The sequence below is a fragment of the Pseudomonas sp. SDO5215_S409 genome (assembly GCF_054071325.1).
This window is the reverse complement of the sequence record NZ_JBSVWN010000012.1, coordinates 31,467-49,986: the sequence shown is the minus strand read 5'-3', so window position 1 is coordinate 49,986 and position 18,520 is coordinate 31,467. Positions and strand designations below refer to the sequence as shown.

Genomic DNA, 18,520 nt, shown 5'->3' with positions numbered 1-18,520 from the left:
ATGAAAACCTTGCGCATTGGTTCTGGCGCCGGCTATTCCGGCGACCGTATCGAACCTGCGGTGGAGTTGGCCGAGCAGGGCGACCTGGATTACCTGGTGTTCGAGTGCCTGGCCGAGCGCACCATCGCGCTGGCGCAACAGGCGCGCATCAGCGACCCGCACGGCGGCTACGACCCGCTGTTGAGCGAGCGCATGCACCGGGTGTTGCCGTTTGTCGGTCGGCATGAGGGGCGGCGACGCCTGCGGGTGATCACCAACATGGGCGCGGCCAACCCCGTGGCGGCGGCCGCCGAAGTGCGCAGGATCGCGGCGGTGTTGGGCGTGTCGCTCAAGGTGGCGGCGGTGGTGGGCGATGATGTGCTGCCCGTGCTGCGCGGCCAGCCAGAGGCCCTGCTGGATAACGGCCAGACCCTCGGTTCGTTGGGCGAGCGGTTGATTTCCGCCAACGCCTACCTGGGCGCCGAGGGCATTATCGACGCCCTGCGTGCCGACGCCGACGTGGTGATTACCGGGCGGGTGGCGGACCCGTCCCTGTTCCTGGCGCCGCAAATGTTCGAGTTCGGCTGGGCGGCTGACGACTGGCAACGCCTGGGGCAGGGCACCCTGGTGGGGCATCTGTTGGAATGCGCGGGGCAGGTAAGCGGGGGGTATTTTGCCGACCCGGGCTTCAAAGACGTGGATGACCTGGCGCGGCTGGGGTTCCCGCTGGCGCAAATCGAAGCGGATGGCACGGCCGTGATCACCAAAGTGGCGGGCTCCGGTGGGCGGGTCAGCCGGGCGACCTGCATCGAACAGTTGATTTATGAAGTGCACGACCCGGCGGCGTACCTCACGCCGGACGTGACCGCTGACTTTTCCCAAGTGGCGTTTGTCGAGCAAGCGGTCGACCGGGTTCAGGCCCTGGGCGCCCAAGGACGTGCGCGGCCTGAGCAGCTCAAGGTCAGCGTGGGTTACCTGGACGGGTGGATCGGTGAGGGGCAGATGTCTTACGGCGGCCCCGGCGCCGTGGCCCGTGCGCAACTGGCGCGGGACGTGGTGCTCAAGCGCCTGGCGTTGATGGGCGTGAAGATGCAGGAGGTGCGCGCCGAACTGATCGGCATGGACGCGCTGCACGGTGAGCGCAGCGCCGTCGAGCCCTGGGAAGTGCGCCTGCGGGTGGCCGCCCGTTGTGACGACCGCCACGAGGCCGTGCGCGTCGGTAATGAAGTCGAAACCCTCTACACCAACGGCCCGTCCGGCGGCGGCGGTGCCAGTAAAAGCGTGCGGCAGGTGGTGGCGGTGGCGTCGCTGCTGTTACCGCGCAGTGCAGTCAACCCGAGGATCGACGTATGAAACTGCGCCAGCTGGCTCATTCCCGCACGGGAGATAAGGGCGACACCTCGAACATCTCGATCATTGCCTACCGGGCCGAAGACTATCCGCTGTTGTGCGCGTACCTGACGGCCGAGCGGGTGGCCGCCTTTTTTGCGCCACTGCGTGAACCTGGGGCGGCGCCGGTAAGGCGTTATGAACTGCCCCATGTGCAGGCGCTGAATTTTGTGTTGCCGGGGATTTTGCGCGGCGGGGTCACCCGTTCACTGGCGCTGGACGCCCATGGCAAGTGCCTGGGCAGCGCGCTGCTGGACCTTGAGTGGGTGGCCCCGGCCTGAGGCTGGCCGGTCAGGCCGCTGCGAAGCGTTGGTCCAGGTAGGCGATGATCACTTTGGAGTCGTACATCCAGGTGGTCTGCCCGTCTTGCTCGATGCGCAGGCACGGCACCTTGATCTTGCCGCCTTGCTCCAGCAGGGTCTGACGGTCGTGCGCGTTGTTTTTCGCGTCCTTCAAGGCCACCGGCACGTTCAGCCGGTGCAGGGTGCGGCGGGTCTTCACGCAGAACGGGCACGCATGGAACTGGTACAGGGTCAGGCCCTTGGCGGCTTCGTCCACCTGCGCTTGCTGCTCGTTGCCACGCTTGAGTTTGCGCGGACGGGTGATGAAGTCGACCAGGATGATGATCTGGCCGAGGCCCACTCGAAGTGCTTTGACTAACACGGCGTAAACCTCTTGCCCATTAACGAAGGGGCGGCAGCTTACCTGATTTTTCACGGACGAAAAAAAACCGGCGATGAATGCCGGTTCTTCTGTGCCTCGACCTGTTACTTGATCAGGCTGAGAAACTCGCTGCGGGTGGCCGCGTTTTCGCGGAACTCACCCAGCATGACCGAGGTGATCATCGACGAATTCTGCTTCTCTACGCCGCGCATCATCATGCACATGTGCTTGGCTTCGATCACCACGGCCACGCCCATCGCGCCGGTGACCTGCATCACCGCGTCGGCGATCTGGCGGCTGAGGTTTTCCTGGATCTGCAGGCGGCGGGCATACATATCGACAATCCGCGCAACCTTGGACAGGCCCAGCACCTTGCCGCTGGGGATATATGCCACATGCGCCTTGCCGATGAACGGCAGCATGTGATGCTCGCACAGCGAATACAGCTCGATGTCCTTGACCAGTACCATTTCGCTGTTGTCGGAGCTGAACAAGGCCCCGTTGGTAACGTCTTCGAGCGTCTGCTCATAACCGCGGCAAAGGTACTGCATGGCTTTCGCGGCACGTTTTGGCGTGTCGAGCAGGCCCTCGCGGGATACGTCTTCGCCGAGCTGGCCGAGGATCGCGGTGTAGTTTTGTTCCAGTGTCACAGGGCTGTTTCCGTATGGGTTTCAGAACGGTACGGTGTATGCCTGTACCAATGTGAAGCGTTGCTTCAGCGAGGCGGGAATATTAAGGCGGCCCGCAAGATGCGCTGGTGAATGGCGTACATAGTAGCGTAGGTGTGCCCACAGGTGTATTCCCGGGCGGAGCGGATGTTAAAGTCGACGCTTACTCTGGAGGACGTGATGGCAGCGCAAGAGAGCGGCATCTGCGAGCGTGCGTTGATCTTTGCCAAGGCAAATCGGACCCGGATCGCACGAGAACTGGCCTGTTTAAGTCAATATCCCGGCGAGCAATACCCCGTCTCGGTGTTTATGGCAGGATCTCCGGGGGCTGGTAAGACGGAGGTGTCCAAGTCGTTCATTCGTTTGATGGAGGCGGGTGGTTCTACGGCGCTACGCATAGATCCTGACGATTTCAGAACTTATTTCCCGGAGTACACGGGAGCGAACTCAAGCCTCTTTCAACGTGGGGTGACGGTAATCGTTGAGCGCACCCTCGATCTGGTTTATCAACAGAGTCAGTCATTCTTGCTGGATGGCACGCTGGCGAATCTTGACGTTGCTCGGAAAAATATTCAGCGCGCACTCGACAAGAAAAATCGCGCCGTTCAAATCATTTATGTGTACCAAAAACCTGAGTTGGCCTGGGAGTTTGTACTCGCCCGGGAGGCTATTGAAGGGCGCAATATTCCATGCAAAGAGTTTGTTCGTCAGTTTTATGCGGCGAAAACGACAGTGTGTGCACTAAAGGGTGAGTTTCGAGATCGACTTCAGGTAGACGTTCTTATCAAAGACACTGACGGTACCGATGCGGACATTGGCATCAATCTTTGTGTCGAGGAAATTGACGACCTTATCAGGCATCCTTACCATCAAACGCAACTTGAGCAAATTTTGACCGGTGTAGCCCTATGAACGGTGAAATGACGGACCTGACTGAAAAAAAACACTCGACTGCAATGTCAGCGTTTTTTCGCAGCGGCTCGATAGAGGAGCGCCGTGCGATTTACCGTGACGCGGCCAATACGGCGATCAGCCTGCAAAAGGCGGTCATTTCTGCTGCAAGAGAGAAGAATGCTCAAGCACCTCGCGATGACTGATCGGCAGGACAGCGTTCAATAAAAAGTCCGGCGTCTGCGCCGGGCTTTTTCGTCTGTCACTCGTCACGCCCCTCCATCATCGTGCGCTTGAGCATCACATACACCGCCCCCGCGCCGCCGTGGCGGGGTTGGCAGGAGGTGAAGCCGAGCACCTGGGCATGCTGGCGCAGCCAGGTGTTGACGTGGCTTTTGATCATCGGCCGCTTGCCGTCCAGGCGCACGGCTTTGCCGTGGGTGACGCGCACGCAGCGGATTTCAAACTTGGTGGCTTCGGCTAGAAAGGCCCAGAGGGTTTCGCGGGCTTTTTCCACGGTCATGCCGTGCAGGTCCAGGCTGCCTTCGAACGGGATCTGGCCCGCTTTGAGCTTGCGCACCTGGCTTTCCTGGACGCCGTCGCGGGACCACATCAGTTCGTCTTCGGGGCCCACGTCAATGACGAATTGGTCCGATAGGCCGTCCACGGTGGTGGTTTCGCTGCTCACCGTGGCCGATTGGCGCAGCTTGGCGATCTGCGCGCGGTCGGCCTTGGGTTTGCCGGTGTCGGCACGGTCGTGCTTGATCGGCTTGACGCCGCGCAGCTCGTTTTTGAACAGGGAAAAATCGTCGTCTTGCATGTCAGCCTCCGCGAAGGGCGGGCAGTTTACCTAAATCGCGGCGCCAGGACGTGCAAGAACGCCATCAGTTGTGCTTTTTCATCAGGTGCGAGGCGATGTTCAACGATGTGGGCTGACGCAGGCGCCGACGGCACCGCCGCCACAGGGCCACGCCCAACCACAGCACCAGCAGGCCCAGCCCGATCAGCACCGCCGCACCGCCCGGGCTGGCATTGAGCTCGCCCAAGGCGGGGGAGTGCCCCAACAAACCGGCGGCGCCCGCCCCTGCCAGCAACAGGCCGGCAATCGCCAGCAAGGCAGCAAAACCTGCGCCGAGCCGCAAACGCCAGTTGCGCGGGCCTTTGGGGCGCAAGCGGCGTGCATCAAAACCATCGGATAGCTTCATTCCGACCTTTCCTCCAGGGTATCGGGCCTTCGACCGGAAGATACTCAGGTTGTTCCGGGTGCCGAGGCAATTGCAGCAAACGACAGCCGGTTGCGGATGAGCGGTGCGTAGTGGCACTGCGGGCCATCAGACGCGCCGCTCATCGCAGGTCAATCAGGCCAGGTCGTGGGTCAGGGCAAGAGTGGCGAAGTTGTCAGCCATGATGGCCATCTCGGTTTGTTGCACATGCTCGGCGCTCAGGATGCCGCCCTTGTAAGGCAGGTCGCGGGTGGCGCAGGCGTCTTCCACCAGGGTGCAGCGAAACCCCAGGTTCTTGGCGGCGCGCACGGTGGTGCTGACGCTGGAGTGGCTCATGAAGCCGCACACGATCAGGTCCAGCGAGCCCAGGTCCTGCAGGTGTTTTTCCAGGCCCGTGCCGTGGAAGGCACTGGGCAGCAACTTGCCGATGATGGTTTCGTCACCCTGGGGCTCAACGCCCGGGATGAATTTGCCGCGCTCGCCCTGGGGGTCGAACAGCCCGCCGACGGTGCCCAGGTGACGCACGTGCACGATCGGGCGCCCGGCGCTGCGGGCGGCGGCCAGCAGGTGCTTGATGTTTTCGACGGCTGCGTCCATGCCCGAAAGGGCGAGGGGGCCACTGAGGTATTCCCTCTGGGCATCGATGATCACGAGGGTGGCGTGTTGCAGATTGGCTGCCGCATAACCACGACCACTGAGTTGAAACATCGTCTTTGGAACGGACATTCTGGGGCTCCTGTGAGGGGGGCTTTTGCGACATTGTCCTCTGGCTGAGCGGTTCTGTGAATGGCTATGCTCGTAAGGTACGCCGTTGTTGGCGTGCAGCGATGTCAATAGGGCATTACGTTTACGCAAAACGCGCAAATGAGGTGAAATCCGACGGATGGCGCCGACGCTTTCCCACATCGTCGATGCCGCCCAAGGCTGTTAGAATCGCCCGTCGTTTTTTCCAGGAGCTTGCCCCCGTGATCACTTCCCGCCTGCGCACCGTGCGCGACCATATCCGTTGGGCTGTCAGCCGTTTCCATGGCGAGGACCTGTTTTTTGGCCACGGCACCGACAATGCCTGGGACGAAGCCCGGCAATTGGTACTCGGTGCGCTGCACCTGCCGTGGGAAATCGCCGACAGCTACCTGGATTGCAACCTGGAAGACGACGAGCTGGTCAACCTGCAACGCTTGCTCAAGCGCCGCATCGAGGAGCGCGTGCCCACCGCCTACCTGCTAGGTGAGGCCTGGTTTTGCGGGCTGTCGTTTATCGTTGACGAGCGTGTGCTGATTCCGCGTTCGCCCATTGGCGAGCTGATCGAAAACCGCTTCGAGCCGTGGTTGGGCACGCCGCCTGCGCGCATTCTCGACCTGTGCACCGGCTCCGGCTGCATCGGGATTGCCTGCGCCTACGAGTTCCAGGACGCCGAAGTGGTGCTGGCAGACCTGTCCTTTGAAGCGCTGGAAGTGGCCAACCAGAACATCGAGCGCCATGGCGTCGACGAGCGTGTGTACACCGTGCAGGGCGACGGCTTTGATGGCCTGCCGGGCCAGCGTTTTGATTTGATCGTATCCAACCCGCCGTATGTCGATGCCGAAGACTTTGCCGACATGCCCGACGAATACCAGCACGAGCCCGAGCTGGGCCTGGCGTGTGGCGATGATGGCTTGAACCTGGTGCGGCGCATGCTGGCCGAGGCGGCGAACCACCTGACCGAGAAGGGCTTGCTGATTGTCGAGGTGGGCAACAGCCAGGTGCATGTCGAGGCCTTGTACCCGCAAGTGGACTTTGCCTGGCTGGACTTCCAGCGCGGCGGCCACGGTGTGTTCATGCTCACGGCCGAACAATGCCGGGCGCACCAGGCGCTGTTCGCGTCCCTGGTATAAACGGACCTGGCGTGGGAGCCCGCCTGCGGCTCCCACACGGCGTGAGCCTTCAGTGCGTCAGCGGTGCGTGGCGATCCAGATCAGCAAACCGGCCTGAAACACGGTAAACGCCACCAGGCAGGTGATGGTAAAGCGCAACCCGCTGTCCTCGCGCTTGAACTTCACCACCTTTTCTTCTTCGTTGCGCAGCTTCACTTCCTGTTCCGCCAGGTTTTGCTCGGCCTGTTGCAGCATCTGCGCGGCTTCCAGAATCTCGACAAACTGCACCTTCTCGGTGTTCCAGCTGTCGAGCACATCCCCGACCTTGCCCGGCTGCACGTTGCCTTTCAAATGCTGGACATCGGCGTAGGCCACATCAAACCCCTGGATGCGCAAAAAGTGGTCGCGCCGCAGGCGGGTGGCTTCGTTCAGGGCGTCTTTGTTGGCCAGGTCCACACCGTCGACGCGGTAATGCGACCACTTTTTCTTCGCCCAGGCAGCGCCTTGGGCCACCAGGAAGCGGCCCAGGCCGCGGTTGGCCGGTTCGATCTCCAGGCTGTTGCCCGGGCCAAAATGCACGCGATGGGTGGCGTGGTCCACCCAGATGTCCAAGTGGTTCTGCTCGCGGCGCACCCGCTGGCCGGGCAGTTGGATGACCATCCGCAGCAGGCTCTGGTCCTTGTTATTACGCTCGGCGTAACCAAATTGCACAAAACGCAGCGGCCGCAGGCCCGTGGCGCGATCGGTGGCCAGCGGGGCCAGGCGCAGCATTTTGAAATGTTCGGCCTGAACGTCCGCCCACGGCAACGGGGCCGAGTCGGCGACGGCGGGTGCCGGCGTGTCGGCGGTGGATTGAGGTGTGGCTTCGGTGTTCGTCATTCGGCGCGTTCCTGTCAAGCTCAGCGGGTCGGCAGGCTTTTTGCTGCCGACCTTTGCCTTATCGGCCGATTTGCCCAGGACTGGAGAAAGAATGCGCGCTAACGGGCGCCCAGCCCCTGGATAAAGCCCACCAGGCGATCGCCCAGTTCGGCCGCCAGCGGCAATTGCGGGTCGTTGTAGGAGGCCAACTGTTGTTTCACGTCATTGGGCACGATGCGCATCACGTGGTTCATGCCCTCGATCACCGTCAACTCGGCGTCCGGCTTGGCTTTTTGCAATTGCCGGGCATCGTCGACGTTCACTTGCAGGTCGTGGGTGCCCTGGAGAATCAGCGCTGGCATGCTCAGCTTCGCGAAGGCCGCTGAAGGATCGGCACGGAACAGGCTGATCAGATAAGGCTGCACGCTGGGTCGGAAAATGCTCTGCAGCGGGCCGGGTACATCGGTGTCCAGCTGGCCGGCCTTGAGGTGATCGAGGATCTGGTTGCTGCGCAGCATCAGCGCCGGGGGCAAGTGCTCGGCCAGCTGCTGACGGATCACCTGGTCCACCGGGCGTGCGCTGCCCGACAGCGACACCACCCCGGCCGGGTTCAGTTGCGGGGCGGCGAGGGCCGCCACTAGCGCGCCCTCGCTGTGGCCCAGCACAATCAGGGGGCCCATGCGCGCGTCGGCCTTGAGCAAGTTGCCCCAGGCCACGGCGTCGGCGACGTAGGCGTCCAGGGTCAGGTTGCGCTCATCGGGGGTGGCCGCCAGGCTCGCCGCCACGCCGCGTTTGTCGTAACGCACGCTGGCGATGTTGTGCCGGGCCAGCACCCAGGCCAGGCGCTTGAGGCTGTCATTGCGGGCGCCGTCGGCGCTGTTGCCGTTGCGGTCGGTGGGGCCAGAGCCAGCGATGATCAGCACCACCGGCACCGGTTTGTCGGACTGGGGCAGCAACAACGAACCAAACAGCTCGCCATGGCCGGTGTCCAGGCTGATGGGGCGTTGCAGCACCACGGGGGCAGCGGCGAAGCCGACGCTGGAAAACAGGGTGAGGGTCAACAGCAGAACTCGCAGCATCATCGCGCCATTATTGGTGAAGTGTCGGTTGGACCAAGGCCTGCCGGGAAGGTTTCGAGGATGAACTACGGCAAGAGCCTGCGTATACTGGCGCACTTGTTTACCAGGGTTGAGTTATTTCAACTGATTTCACGGAGCGCCCCGCATGTCCGGCAACACCTTCGGCAAGCTGTTCACAGTCACCACCGCCGGCGAAAGCCATGGCCCGGCGTTGGTCGCCATTGTCGATGGCTGCCCGCCCGGGCTCGCGCTGTCCCTGGAAGACTTGCAGCGTGACCTCGACCGCCGCAAGCCCGGCACCAGCCGCCACACCACCCAGCGCCAGGAGCCCGACGAAGTCGAGATCCTTTCTGGCGTGTTCGAAGGCCGCACCACGGGCTGCGCCATCGGCCTGTTGATCCGCAACACCGACCAGAAGTCCAAGGACTACTCGGCCATCAAGGACCTGTTCCGCCCGGCCCACGCCGACTACACCTACCACCACAAATACGGCGAGCGCGACTACCGAGGCGGCGGCCGCAGCTCGGCGCGCGAAACCTCGATGCGCGTCGCGGCGGGTGCCATCGCCAAGAAATACCTGGCCACCCAGGGCATCGTCGTGCGCGGTTACATGAGCCAACTGGGCCCTATCGAAATCCCGTTCAAGACCTGGGACAGCGTCGAGCAAAACGCCTTTTTCAGCCCCGACCCGGACAAAGTGCCGGAGCTGGAGGCCTACATGGACCAGTTGCGCCGCGACCAGGACTCCGTGGGCGCCAAGATCACCGTGGTCGCCGAAGGCGTCAAGCCGGGCCTGGGCGAACCGATTTTCGACCGCCTCGACGCCGAACTGGCCCACGCGCTGATGAGCATCAACGCGGTCAAAGGCGTGGAAATCGGCGCAGGTTTCAGTTGCGTCGCCCAACGCGGCACCGAGCACCGTGACGAGCTGACGCCCGAAGGGTTTCTCAGCAACAACGCTGGCGGCATCCTGGGCGGTATCTCGTCCGGCCAGCCGATCGTCGCGCACCTGGCGCTCAAGGCCACGTCGAGCATCACCACGCCCGGCCGCTCGATCGATGTGCACGGCAATCCGGTGGATGTGATCACCAAAGGCCGTCACGACCCGTGCGTGGGCATCCGCGCCACGCCCATCGCCGAGGCGATGATGGCCATCGTGCTGATGGACCACCTGCTGCGCCATCGCGGGCAGAACGCCGACGTGCAGGTGAGCACACCGGTGCTGGGCCAGCTGTGACGGTGTGTGGCTCGCGGGGGGCGGCCAAGCGGCCCGTGCAAACCCCATGAGCCCAGGCCTGCCGTACTGGCGACTTTCCAGCTTTTACCTGTTCTATTTCGCCCTGCTGGGGGCCACGGCGCCGTTTCTGGCGCTGTACTTCGACCACCTGGGGTTCCCCGCCGCCCGCATTGGCGAACTGGTGGCCATCCCCATGTTGATGCGCTGCGTCGCGCCCAATCTGTGGGGTTGGCTGGGTGACTACACCGGCCGGCGCCTGGCCATCGTGCGGTTTGGCGCGGTGTGTACCCTGGCGAGCTTTTCGCTGATCTTTATCGACAAGTCCTACGCCTGGCTGGCGCTGGTGATGGCCCTGCATGCGTTTTTCTGGCACGCGGTGTTGCCACAATTTGAAGTCATCACCCTGGCCCACCTGCACAACCAGACCTCACGCTACAGCCAGGTACGCCTGTGGGGCTCGATTGGCTTCATCCTCACCGTGGTGATCATGGGGCGCCTGTTCGACTGGCTCAGCCTGGATATTTACCCGGTGGTGGTCGTGGTGATCATGGCCGGTATCATCGCGGCCAGCCTGTGGGTGCCCAATGCGCAGCCGGTCAACCAGGGCCGGCTGGCGGGGGAGGGGTTCTGGCGGCAATTGCGCAGCCCCGGCGTGCTGGCGTTTTATGCCTGCGTGGCACTGATGCAGTTGAGCCATGGCCCTTACTACACATTTTTGACCTTGCACCTGGAACACCTCGGCTACAGCCGCGGCGTGATCGGTTTGTTGTGGGCGTTGGGGGTGGTGGCCGAGGTGTTGATGTTCCTGGGCATGAGCCGCCTCCTCACACGTTTTTCGGTGCGCCGCATGTTGCTCGCCAGCTTTGTGTTGGCGGCGCTGCGCTGGTTGCTGCTGGGCGCGTTCGCCGAGTTTTTCTGGGTGTTGCTGCTGGCGCAGGTGCTGCACGCGGCCACGTTTGCCAGTTTCCATGCCTCGTCGATCCAGTTTGTACAACGCAGTTTTGGTGCTCGCCAGCAAGGGCAGGGGCAGGCACTCTATGCCGCACTGGCTGGCACCGGCGGCGCGCTGGGCGCGTTGTATGCCGGTTACAGCTGGAACCTGCTGGGCCCCACCCTGACGTTTAGCATTGCCAGCGTCGCGGCCCTGGCCGCTGCCGTTATCATCGGCGTTCGTTTGCATGAGCCAAAGGCTGTGAACGCTTGACCCCGCCACCCAAGGAATCGCTTGATGAGTTACCTGTGCGTCTACCCCGTCTCTACGCCCGACACGCCAAACAAGGTGTTGACCCACGCTGACGATATCGCCTCGACCCTGGCCGAACACGGCGTGCTGTTCGAGCGCTGGCAGGCGGCGACAACGCTTGAGCCAGGCGCCAGCCATGCCCAGGTGCTCGCGGCGTACACGGCGCCCATCGACCGGCTGATGGGCGCGCGCGGTTACGCAAACGTTGAGGTAATACACGCCGACGCTGACGCCAGCGCCCCCCGGGAATACCGTCAGTCCTGCGACGACGCGCACTTTTTCGTGACCGGCCGTGGGCTGTTCAACCTGCATATTGGCGATTACGTATACGCCATCCTGTGCGAAAAAAATGACCTGCTGGCAGTGCCCGCCGGGGTGGCCCACTGGTTCGATGCGGGTGAGCGCCCGCACTTCCTGGCGATTCGCTTGCGCGGCCAGCCGCAGGGCGGCGGGGTGGATTTCACCGGGGATGACATCGCCCATCGTTTCCCGCGATTGGATGACTGAACCTGTCTCTTTTGAAAGTTCAACCCACGGCCGTTGGAAAACGTTGTGGGAAGAGCCCTATAAGTTTGTAGGCTCCAGCTGTTTGTTCTAAGGCCCACCCTGTAATTCCACTCTTTGTGTAACTCTCTCGGCTCGCTAATGATGACCTGTCAATAGCAACAGTCCGATTGCCAGCGGTATTTGGCTAATCAGCGTGGGAGATGCAGGAATGAGCGGATCCAAAGAGGTGCAACAGCTGTTGCCTCCCTCTGACAGCAAGCCAGCCCCTGTGGGGAATCGGCGCAGTAAACCCAAGCCCCGTGCGATGTTGTCCGGCCAGCCTTTGACGCCCAAAGAGCTGGAGATTCTGCGTTGGGCGTCAGAGGGCAAGACGGTGTGGGAAATCAGCAAAATTCGCGCAATCTCACAGGCCACGGTGAAATTTCACCTGCGCAACATCTACGCCAAATTACAGGTCAGCAACCGGGTTCAGGCCACGAATGCGGCGTTCAAACAGCGTTTGTGCAAGCCACAAAAAAGGCCGTGATGCGTAGAGCATCACGGCCTCGTGTCAAAACCGGGTGATCAGGCCGAGTGATAGGTCGGCAGGGCAAAGCGGTTCTGGCTCTGCAACAGGGAAATTTGTGGCAGCTCGCTGGCCTGTTCAGCCAGGTCACGGCGAATCGCGCTGATGACCCAGGTCAGCTGGTCGGCGGTGTGCAGCTGTTGATACGAAATCGAACGCTTGACCTGCTTGCCGTCGCTGTTGCGCAAGGTCAGCAGGATGCCGCCATCCGGGCGGGGCTGGGTGGTCACGTCGTATTGGGAGAATACAGAGGCAAACTTGTCTTGGATCAGGCTCATGTCTATCAGCTCCGTTTAACGCATGAATGTCGTAGATGGAGTAACAGTTGCAGTGAGTGTGCCAGTCTTGTTATTTATAAAAATCGTTATAAATCAATAGCTTGGAAATATCGCAAATTAACGGGTTCGTGCAATTTGCATGAATGGCCATCGTGCATCCTGCATTTTGCGGGGTGTGGGCCGAAGGTTCCCTGGGCCCGACGGGATACAAAACTTTTCAAATCCTGCGTGTACAGCCGAAGAATGGCTGGCGTATTTTCCTGCAAGGCAGTCGGCGTTGGTCCTACAGCGAAGGCCTGTCGATGGATCATACGAATAATAAGAAAAAGGACGTTTCTGTTATGAACCCACAGCAAAACGACATGATCACCTGGGGCATGATGCTGCGTAAGGTGCCAACCATTGTCCGAGCCCTGCCGCGCCTGGTGCGTGGCATCCGCGTCGCCAACATCACCGACCCCCAGCAGCCGTGCGGGCTGGGCTGGACCTTTGAACAGGCCGCCCAACGCAACCCCGACGGGGTTGCGCTGTTGTACCGCGATACGCGGCTCACCTACCGCCAGGCCAACGAACAGGCCAACCGCATGAGCCACTACTTGCAGGCGCAAGGCGTCGGCAAGGGCGATGTGGTGGCGCTGTTTATCGAAAATCGCCCGGAGTTGCTGCTCACGGTGCTGGCGGTGGCCAAGCTGGGCGGCATCTGCGCCATGCTCAATACCGCGCAGACCCAGGGCGTGCTGGTGCACAGCCTGAACTTGGTGCAACCCGTGGCCATTGTGGTGGGGGCGGAGTTGGTGGCGGCCTATGACGCGGTCCGTGAGCAGGTGGCCATCCGTGACGACCGCACGTGGTTTATAGAAGACCAGCCGGATGCCGAGGCGCCGCCGGGTTATGTCGACCTGCTGGCCGCTTGCGCCGATGCCTCGACGCAAAACCCCGCCAGCACCCAGCAGATCTTCTTCAACGACCCCTGCTTTTATATCTACACCTCCGGCACCACCGGGCTGCCCAAGGCCGGGATTTTCAAGCATGGCCGTTGGATGAAGTCCTCGGCCAGCTTTGGCACCATCGCCCTGGACATGGGCCCCGACGACGTTGTGTATTGCACCCTGCCGCTGTACCACGCGACCGGGCTGTGCGTGTGTTGGGGCTCGGCGATTGCCGGGGCCTCGGGGTTCGCCATCCGGCGCAAGTTCAGCGCCAGCCAGTTCTGGGAGGACGCACGCGCGTTCAAGGCCACCACGCTGGGTTATGTCGGCGAGCTGTGCCGCTACCTGATCGACCAGCCTGTGAACGCCCGGGACCGTGATAACCGCGTGACCAAAATGATCGGCAACGGCCTGCGTCCCGGCGTATGGGCCCAATTCAAGGAGCGCTTTGGCGTCGACCATATCTGCGAGCTGTATGCCGCCAGTGACGGCAATATCGGCTTCACCAACGTGCTTAATTTCGACAACACCATCGGGTTTTCCCTGATGCACTGGGCGCTGGTGGACTACGCCCATGACACCTGCGAGCCGATTCGCGGCAGCGACGGTTTCATGCGCCAGGTGCAGAAGGGCGGGCAGGGCCTGCTGTTGGCAAGGATCGATGAAAAGGCGCCGTTCGACGGCTACACCGACCCGGAAAAGAACCGCAAGGTGGTCCTCACCGACGTGTTTGAAAAGGGCGACCGCTACTTCAACACCGGCGATCTGTTGCGCAGTATCGGTTTTGGCCACGCGCAATTCGTGGACCGGCTGGGGGACACCTATCGCTGGAAAGGCGAGAACGTTTCCACCACCGAAGTGGAAAACATCCTGCTGCAACACCCGCAAATCTCCGAAGTGGTGGCCTACGGCGTCGAGATCGAAAACACCAACGGGCGCGCCGGTATGGCCGCGATCACGCCCACCGAGTCGCTGGCGTCGCTGGACATGCGCGAGTTGCTGCACTTTGCCCATTGCCAGTTGCCGCACTACGCGGTGCCGTTGTTCCTGCGGGTCAAGATCAAAATGGAAACCACCGGTACCTTCAAATACCAGAAGGTCAAGCTCAAGGAAGAGGCCTTCGACCCACAAAAAGCCGGGGAAGACCCGATCTACGCCTGGCTGCCCGGGTCTGACTGCTATGTGCCGGTCACCGGTCAGATGGTGGCCGAAATCCAGGGCGGCAAGTTCCGCTATTGATTGTGGCTATGGGCACCTTCAGCAAAAAACGCATGACAGGGGGGAACTCCATCGCGACACTGGGCGCCTTATACAGCATCAGACAAGGAGCCCCCCACATGTCAGACCACGCCAAACAAATGACCGAAGACGAAGCCGCCGAATTTGCCGAGCAGGTCTTCGACGTGGCTCGCCGAGGCGATGCGGCCATGCTCGCCGCACTCTTGGCCAAAGGGCTGCCCGCCAATTTTCGCAACCACAACGGCGACACGCTGTTGATGCTGGCCGCCTATCACGGGCATGCGGACGCGGTGAAGGTGCTGCTGGAGTTCAAGGCCGACCCGCTGATCGCCAACGACAAGAATCAACTGCCGATCGCCGGTGCGGCGTTCAAGGGCAACCTGGCGGTGGTCAAGGCATTGATCGAAGGCGGCGCGCCGGTGGATGCGTGCTCCTCCGACGGGCGTACCGCGCTGATGATGGCGGCGATGTTCAACCGCACAGACATGCTCGACTACCTGTTGAGCCAGGGCGCCAACCCCAAGGCCACCGACGCCCAGGGCGCCACCGCACTGGCGGCGGCGCAGACCATGGGCGCAGCGGACACGGCGGCGCAATTGAGCAAGCTGCTTTAAGCCTTCGGGGGGGCCACACGCGGGGCCGCATTTGTTGCTACGCCCCAGCAGTGCTATCTTCGCGCCCCCCATTGCCGCCACCCCAGGATCGCCCCATGAAAACCGCGCTTGTCGAACTCATCAGCAACATCAGCTCCGGCTGCATGAGCGAGCCCGAGATCGCCCAGGTGGCGGATGAAGCGGCCCAGGCCTACGCAGACCCGCAAGCGTTTCTGACTGCCAACCCCGACATCAACTACGACGACACCTTCCCCATCCCGCTGGGTGAGTGGGTGGTGGTCGGCAGCCTGCCGGACACCGTGCTGTTCCAGGCCGACAGCTACCAGGACCTGTTCGCGCAGATCGTCGCGTCGTTCGGCCCGGGCGTGGCGTTCAACCTCAAGCCCAAGCAACTGGCCAAGACCGACGCCTTGACCGCACTGAACCGCATCCAGGTACAAATGAGCGCCCTGAACCCGGAAAACGGCGGCTACACGCTGCTGGATTTCAGCCAGTTGCTCGATGACGCGCTTCAGGTCGTGCTGGTCTACGGCAATCAAGTCCCGCGCGTGCTGGAACTGTGCGCGCAGGTGGGCATCAAGGGCGAACCGTCCCTGGAAGCCTTGAGGGTGGCGGTCCACGTCTGAAATAAAAGCGGAACCCTGGCCGCGGCTGACTATCCTAAGCAGGCATGCCCTCATTTAGGAGCGACACCATGGGTTCCACTTTTAATGGTCTGATCGGGCTGATCATCCTGGCGCTGGATATCTGGGCGATCATCAACGTGTTCAAAAGCGGCGCCAGCACCGGCGCGAAGGTGTTGTGGATACTGTTGATCCTGCTGCTGCCGGTGTTGGGCCTGATTATCTGGGCCATCGCCGGGCCGCGCGGCAACGTGCGGATCTGACGCCCGCCACGGCTCCCACGCCAGCCGTGGGGGCTTTCAGGCCTCGTTTGTTTTTTGTGTGTCGAAATATTCGCTGCACAGAATTTTCACATTCCATCCAAGACAATTCGCCCGCTTTACGTCCCTGCCCACCCGCTGCAACACGTGCTGTCAACGGCGGGAGGGCGGCGCATGTTCACGAATCAATAGCCTAGATGCCATTGATCGGGCACCATTCGCGCCACTGCGTCAACCGCCTGCCCCAGCCAGCCTGGGTGAGCGCGGGGCAGCGCTGCAATTTCGCACCTTAAACTTCCAATGGGTCCTGAAAGACATGGCAAACCCGGACGCCCTGAGTCAGCAGCGAGCCTCCAATCGCTTGCTGCAACCGACCGTCAAATCCCATCTGGCGTACACGCTGCTTTGCGTCTTCATCATGATGGTGATGTTCTCCCTGCTGCGCCTGGCGCTGCTGGTCTACAACCGCGAGATGATCCTCGACACCCCGGCCTCGACCCTCCTTGAAGCGTTCGGCAACGGCCTGCGCCTGGACATCCGCCTGGTGGTGTACGTCATCGTCCCGCTGCTGCTGGCCTTGTTCAGCGTGCGGGCGATGGCCGCGCGCGGGTTCTTCCGCCTGTGGCTGACGGTGGCCTCCAGCATCGCCCTGTTCCTGGGCGTGATGGAACTGGACTTCTACCGTGAGTTCCACCAGCGCCTCAATGGCCTGGTTTTCCAGTACGTGAAGGAAGACCCACGCACCGTGGGCAGCATGATCTGGCACGGCTACCCCGTGGTGCGCTACCTGCTGGCCTGGGCCGTGGGAACGCTGATCTTGAGCATCGCCTTCAAAGGCGCCGACCGCGCCACGCGCCCACGCGGGCCGTTCAGCGGTGGCAGCATCGGCACACGCCCGGTGGCGCCGTGGTACGGGCGCATTGCGGTGTTCGTGGTGTGCCTGCTGATCGCCGTGGTCGCCGCACGCGGCACCTTGCGTCAGGGCCCGCCGCTGCGTTGGGGCGACATGTACACCACCGACTCCAACTTCGCCAACCAACTGGGCCTCAACGGCACGCTGTCGCTGATTGGCGCTGCCAAGGCGCGGTTCTCCGAAGAGCGTTCCAACATCTGGAAGGCCACCCTTGCCCAACCGCTGGCCACGCAGACCGTGCGTGACATGCTGGTATTGCCGCAAGAAAAACTGGTGGATATCGACACCGCCGCCGTGCGCCGTGACTACACGCCGCCTGCCGAGAAAACCCTGCCCATCAAGAACGTCGTGGTGATCCTGATGGAAAGCTTCGCCGGTCACTCGGTGGGCGCGCTGGGCCGTCCGGGCAACATCACGCCGTACTTCGACGCACTGTCCAAGCAAGGCCTGCTGTTCGACCGCTTCTTCTCCAACGGCACCCACACCCACCAGGGCATGTTCGCCACCATGGCGTGCTTCCCGAACCTGCCGGGCTTTGAATACCTGATGCAGACCCCCGAAGGCAGCCACAAACTGTCGGGCCTGCCGCAGTTGCTCAGCGCGCGGGATTTCAACGACGTGTATGTGTACAACGGTGATTTTGCCTGGGACAACCAGTCGGGCTTTTTCAGCAACCAGGGCATGACCAACTTCGTTGGCCGCAACGACTTCGTCAACCCGGTGTTCTCCGACCCGACGTGGGGCGTGTCCGACCAGGACATGTTCAACCGTGGCCTGGAAGAGCTGAAGGCCCGCGAGGGCGGCAAGCCGTTCTATGCCCTGCTGCAAACCCTGTCCAACCACACCCCATATGCCTTGCCGACGCCGTTGCCGGTGGAGAAAGTCACCGACCGTGGCAGCCTCAACGAGCATCTGACGGCCATGCGCTACTCGGACTGGGCCCTGGGCCAGTTCTTTGAAAAGGCCCGCAAAGAGCCGTACTTCAAGGAAACCCTGTTTGTGATCGTGGGCGACCACGGTTTTGGTAACGAGCAGCAGATCACCGAGATGGACCTGGGCCGCTTCAACGTGCCCATGCTGATGATCGCACCGGGCATCCAGGAAAAATTCGGCGAGCGTGACCACACCGTGGGCACTCAGATCGACATCGTGCCCACCATCATGGGCCGCCTGGGCGGTGAAACCCGTCAACAATGCTGGGGCCGCGACCTGCTCAACCTGCCCGAAGGCGACAAGGGGTTTGGCGTGATCAAACCGTCGGGCAGCGACCAGACCGTGGCCTTGCTCACCGCCGACCGCGTGCTGGTGTTGCCCAAGGAAATGCCGCCCAAGCTGTGGCAATACGAACTGGGCGCCAACCCGAACGGAAAACTGATCCCCGAGTCTTCCGACGAGGCCGCACTCAAGCAGAAACTTGAGTCGTTCCTGCAAACCGCCACCAAAAGTTTGCTGGATAACACCGCAGGCGTGGTGGACGGCAAGCCTGACTAACGTCACGGCATAAAAAAA

General features: G+C 62.1%; 22 protein-coding genes. 14 read left to right on the top strand and 8 right to left on the bottom strand.

Going from position 1 to position 18,520, the window contains the following annotated elements:
* Together ACW9H9_RS09180 and ACW9H9_RS09175 are read left to right on the top strand one after the other, a co-directional pair.
* Positions 1-1,332 (top strand): acyclic terpene utilization AtuA family protein, encoded by a 1,332-nt coding sequence (locus ACW9H9_RS09180; RefSeq protein ID WP_457342834.1) that lies wholly within the window; start codon positions 1-3, stop codon positions 1,330-1,332.
* Positions 1,329-1,649 carry an AtuA-related protein gene (locus tag ACW9H9_RS09175; protein WP_457342833.1) on the top strand — a complete coding sequence of 107 codons (321 nt, stop codon included), beginning with the start codon at positions 1,329-1,331 and terminating at the stop codon, positions 1,647-1,649. Before ACW9H9_RS09180 ends, ACW9H9_RS09175 begins: the two co-directional genes overlap by 4 nt.
* 10 nt (positions 1,650-1,659) lie before the next feature.
* On the opposite strand, the gene ACW9H9_RS09170 is transcribed toward ACW9H9_RS09175, so the two are convergent.
* On the bottom strand, positions 1,660-2,031 hold the full coding sequence (locus ACW9H9_RS09170) for a glutaredoxin family protein (RefSeq protein ID WP_457342832.1): 372 nt from the start codon (positions 2,029-2,031) through the stop codon (positions 1,660-1,662).
* Positions 2,032-2,135: 104 nt separating this feature from the next.
* Positions 2,136-2,681 carry a GTP cyclohydrolase I FolE gene (gene folE, locus ACW9H9_RS09165; protein ID WP_457342831.1) on the bottom strand — a complete coding sequence of 182 codons (546 nt, stop codon included), beginning with the start codon at positions 2,679-2,681 and terminating at the stop codon, positions 2,136-2,138.
* Positions 2,682-2,879: 198 nt separating this feature from the next.
* Here folE and ACW9H9_RS09160 point away from each other — a divergent pair, with 198 nt between their 5' ends.
* Together ACW9H9_RS09160 and ACW9H9_RS09155 are read left to right on the top strand one after the other, a co-directional pair.
* Positions 2,880-3,611, top strand: coding sequence for a zeta toxin family protein (locus ACW9H9_RS09160; RefSeq protein ID WP_457342830.1), 732 nt, complete (start codon positions 2,880-2,882; stop codon positions 3,609-3,611).
* Positions 3,608-3,796: a hypothetical protein gene (locus tag ACW9H9_RS09155; RefSeq protein ID WP_457342829.1), complete on the top strand. Its 189-nt coding sequence runs from the start codon at positions 3,608-3,610 to the stop codon at positions 3,794-3,796. Before ACW9H9_RS09160 ends, ACW9H9_RS09155 begins: the two co-directional genes overlap by 4 nt.
* Before the next feature lie 56 nt (positions 3,797-3,852).
* Here ACW9H9_RS09155 and ACW9H9_RS09150 read toward each other — a convergent pair whose 3' ends face one another.
* The 3 genes from ACW9H9_RS09150 to ACW9H9_RS09140 form a co-directional block, all read right to left on the bottom strand.
* Positions 3,853-4,410 (bottom strand): Smr/MutS family protein, encoded by a 558-nt coding sequence (locus ACW9H9_RS09150; protein ID WP_457342828.1) that lies wholly within the window; start codon positions 4,408-4,410, stop codon positions 3,853-3,855.
* Positions 4,411-4,474: 64 nt separating this feature from the next.
* A complete protein-coding gene (locus ACW9H9_RS09145) occupies positions 4,475-4,795 on the bottom strand; it encodes a hypothetical protein (protein ID WP_457342827.1) in 321 nt (106 codons plus the stop codon).
* A 153-nt stretch (positions 4,796-4,948) separates the two neighbouring features.
* Positions 4,949-5,539, bottom strand: a complete 591-nt coding sequence (locus ACW9H9_RS09140) for a cysteine hydrolase family protein (protein ID WP_457342826.1) — start codon at positions 5,537-5,539, stop codon at positions 4,949-4,951.
* A gap of 239 nt (positions 5,540-5,778) precedes the next feature.
* On the opposite strand from ACW9H9_RS09140, the gene prmB reads away from it, so the two are divergent.
* Positions 5,779-6,687 (top strand): 50S ribosomal protein L3 N(5)-glutamine methyltransferase, encoded by a 909-nt coding sequence (gene prmB, locus ACW9H9_RS09135; protein WP_457342825.1) that lies wholly within the window; start codon positions 5,779-5,781, stop codon positions 6,685-6,687.
* Between the two features lie 57 nt (positions 6,688-6,744).
* Here the strand turns inward: prmB and ACW9H9_RS09130 are convergent, their stop codons facing one another.
* Together ACW9H9_RS09130 and ACW9H9_RS09125 are read right to left on the bottom strand one after the other, a co-directional pair.
* Positions 6,745-7,545: a hypothetical protein gene (locus tag ACW9H9_RS09130; protein ID WP_457342824.1), complete on the bottom strand. Its 801-nt coding sequence runs from the start codon at positions 7,543-7,545 to the stop codon at positions 6,745-6,747.
* Positions 7,546-7,643: 98 nt separating this feature from the next.
* The gene (locus ACW9H9_RS09125) at positions 7,644-8,606 is read right to left on the bottom strand and encodes an alpha/beta hydrolase (protein ID WP_457342823.1); all 963 of its coding nucleotides are present in this window, start codon (positions 8,604-8,606) and stop codon (positions 7,644-7,646) included.
* Between the two features lie 142 nt (positions 8,607-8,748).
* Here ACW9H9_RS09125 and aroC point away from each other — a divergent pair, with 142 nt between their 5' ends.
* The 4 genes from aroC to ACW9H9_RS09105 all read left to right on the top strand — a co-directional run bounded on the left by aroC (position 8,749) and on the right by ACW9H9_RS09105 (position 12,116).
* A complete protein-coding gene (gene aroC, locus ACW9H9_RS09120) occupies positions 8,749-9,840 on the top strand; it encodes a chorismate synthase (RefSeq protein ID WP_457342822.1) in 1,092 nt (363 codons plus the stop codon).
* Between the two features lie 46 nt (positions 9,841-9,886).
* Positions 9,887-11,044, top strand: coding sequence for an MFS transporter (locus tag ACW9H9_RS09115; RefSeq protein ID WP_457342821.1), 1,158 nt, complete (start codon positions 9,887-9,889; stop codon positions 11,042-11,044).
* 24 nt (positions 11,045-11,068) lie between these two features.
* Positions 11,069-11,590 carry an acireductone dioxygenase gene (locus ACW9H9_RS09110; RefSeq protein WP_457342820.1) on the top strand — a complete coding sequence of 174 codons (522 nt, stop codon included), beginning with the start codon at positions 11,069-11,071 and terminating at the stop codon, positions 11,588-11,590.
* A 208-nt stretch (positions 11,591-11,798) separates the two neighbouring features.
* Positions 11,799-12,116: a helix-turn-helix domain-containing protein gene (locus tag ACW9H9_RS09105; protein WP_457342819.1), complete on the top strand. Its 318-nt coding sequence runs from the start codon at positions 11,799-11,801 to the stop codon at positions 12,114-12,116.
* Between the two features lie 38 nt (positions 12,117-12,154).
* Here the strand turns inward: ACW9H9_RS09105 and ACW9H9_RS09100 are convergent, their stop codons facing one another.
* Positions 12,155-12,433, bottom strand: coding sequence for a DUF3509 domain-containing protein (locus ACW9H9_RS09100; RefSeq protein ID WP_457342818.1), 279 nt, complete (start codon positions 12,431-12,433; stop codon positions 12,155-12,157).
* A 341-nt stretch (positions 12,434-12,774) separates the two neighbouring features.
* Between ACW9H9_RS09100 and ACW9H9_RS09095 the strand changes: the two genes are divergently transcribed.
* From ACW9H9_RS09095 to ACW9H9_RS09075, 5 genes are all read left to right on the top strand, one after another.
* Entirely contained in the window at positions 12,775-14,601 is a 1,827-nt protein-coding gene (locus tag ACW9H9_RS09095) for a long-chain-acyl-CoA synthetase (protein ID WP_457342817.1), read from the top strand.
* Between the two features lie 98 nt (positions 14,602-14,699).
* Entirely contained in the window at positions 14,700-15,215 is a 516-nt protein-coding gene (locus tag ACW9H9_RS09090; RefSeq protein WP_457342816.1) for an ankyrin repeat domain-containing protein, read from the top strand.
* Between the two features lie 95 nt (positions 15,216-15,310).
* On the top strand, positions 15,311-15,841 hold the full coding sequence (locus tag ACW9H9_RS09085) for a hypothetical protein (RefSeq protein ID WP_457342815.1): 531 nt from the start codon (positions 15,311-15,313) through the stop codon (positions 15,839-15,841).
* Positions 15,842-15,909: 68 nt separating this feature from the next.
* Positions 15,910-16,101 carry a PLDc N-terminal domain-containing protein gene (locus tag ACW9H9_RS09080; protein ID WP_003172956.1) on the top strand — a complete coding sequence of 64 codons (192 nt, stop codon included), beginning with the start codon at positions 15,910-15,912 and terminating at the stop codon, positions 16,099-16,101.
* A gap of 313 nt (positions 16,102-16,414) precedes the next feature.
* On the top strand, positions 16,415-18,502 hold the full coding sequence (locus tag ACW9H9_RS09075; protein ID WP_457342814.1) for an LTA synthase family protein: 2,088 nt from the start codon (positions 16,415-16,417) through the stop codon (positions 18,500-18,502).
* Positions 18,503-18,520 lie beyond the last annotated feature (18 nt).